We start from the raw sequence: 1126 nt of genomic DNA, 5'->3' as shown, positions 1-1126 counted from the left end.
TAAGTACCTAAGAAAAATTAATCCGATATTTTCGCCCAATATTGCAAAGTACTTCGTTTAATTTCTCTCTAAGTGAGTTAAAACTTTTATAAGCATCAAATGTTAGCCAATAATATTTAATATGCTTCCATAATATTTCAATTTTGTTAAGTTCTGGAGAATATTTAGGAAGATACAAAAGGAATAGATTGTTTGCTTCCCATTCTCCAATTTTGCTATTAAATAATTCACTATGATGAATTGAAGCGTTATCAATAATCACAATAGTTTGTTTTGTTATTGATTCTACAAATGAATCGAAGCAGGCTACGACAACTTCTGATGTTATTGATGATTCAAATACAAATGGTGTCAAGTCACTATTTTTATTAATAAAACCAAGAACATTTATCCTTTTACTTCGGGAAGATGGGAGGCATATCTGAGCACCTTTATCCTGCCATGCATATGGCACTTCTGGAACTAAAGAAAAGCCGGACTCATCAAAGTACCATAAGTCTATCAATCCGTTTTTTTCCTCTTCTTTAAGCCTCTCGATTTCTTCTTTAACTTTTTTAAATTGTTCTTCATTTCGTTTGTCTTTCAATGATTTTCTGAGACGACGCCAAGTTTTTTTTTTACGGACAATGCCTTTTAAAGTGTATATGGAGATTTTTTTACCCAGTTTTTGCTGAATTTCTGACAAAGCACTTTTTAATTGAGTTGGATTTTTATCAACTATTTCAAACACTTCGTCATATTCATGAGGCTCAATAATTACCCTTCTTCCCTGACCAGGTGCCACAAGGAGACTGTCAAATCCTTCTTGCTCCCACTTATTAAACCATACGTAAATTGTTCCTATGGTTACATTGCAAATTAATGAAATTTCCTTAACTTTAAATTTTTCAAAACTCATACGAATCGCTAGTGCTCGATTACGCGTCATGCTGCTTTCTTCTGAAGAATTTTCAATTATTTTTAGCCATTTAGGTGTTTCAACATGATTTGATTGAAGAAATTTCATTCTATGATCCCCCCCTTACTATTGAGTTATTTTGACTCAATAGTAAGGTAATGAAAGGCTCCATTCAAGGCCTTTTTTTCGCACAGGCCTTTTTTATGATTATTTTTTATTGGGTACTTA

At 32.4% G+C, this 1126-nt stretch carries 1 protein-coding gene; it reads right to left on the bottom strand.

Annotated features, from left to right (window positions below):
* Positions 1–7: 7 nt before the first annotated feature.
* Complete coding sequence (locus tag MTBBW1_RS27180) at positions 8–1006, bottom strand: IS630 family transposase (protein ID WP_080810136.1); 999 nt, start codon at positions 1004–1006, stop codon at positions 8–10.
* Positions 1007–1126: the final 120 nt, after the last annotated feature.

The organism is Desulfamplus magnetovallimortis, from assembly GCF_900170035.1.
In the GTDB taxonomy this organism is placed as follows: domain Bacteria; phylum Desulfobacterota; class Desulfobacteria; order Desulfobacterales; family Desulfobacteraceae; genus Desulfamplus; species Desulfamplus magnetovallimortis.
Note: the sequence above shows the minus strand (reverse complement) of the source record. Positions and strands in the feature narration are given on the sequence as shown.

Coding starts and splice junctions, on each gene's coding strand:
- MTBBW1_RS27180 (WP_080810136.1), bottom strand. CDS start 1,006: ATGAAATTTCTTCAATCAAATCATGTTGAAACACCTAAATGGCTAAAA.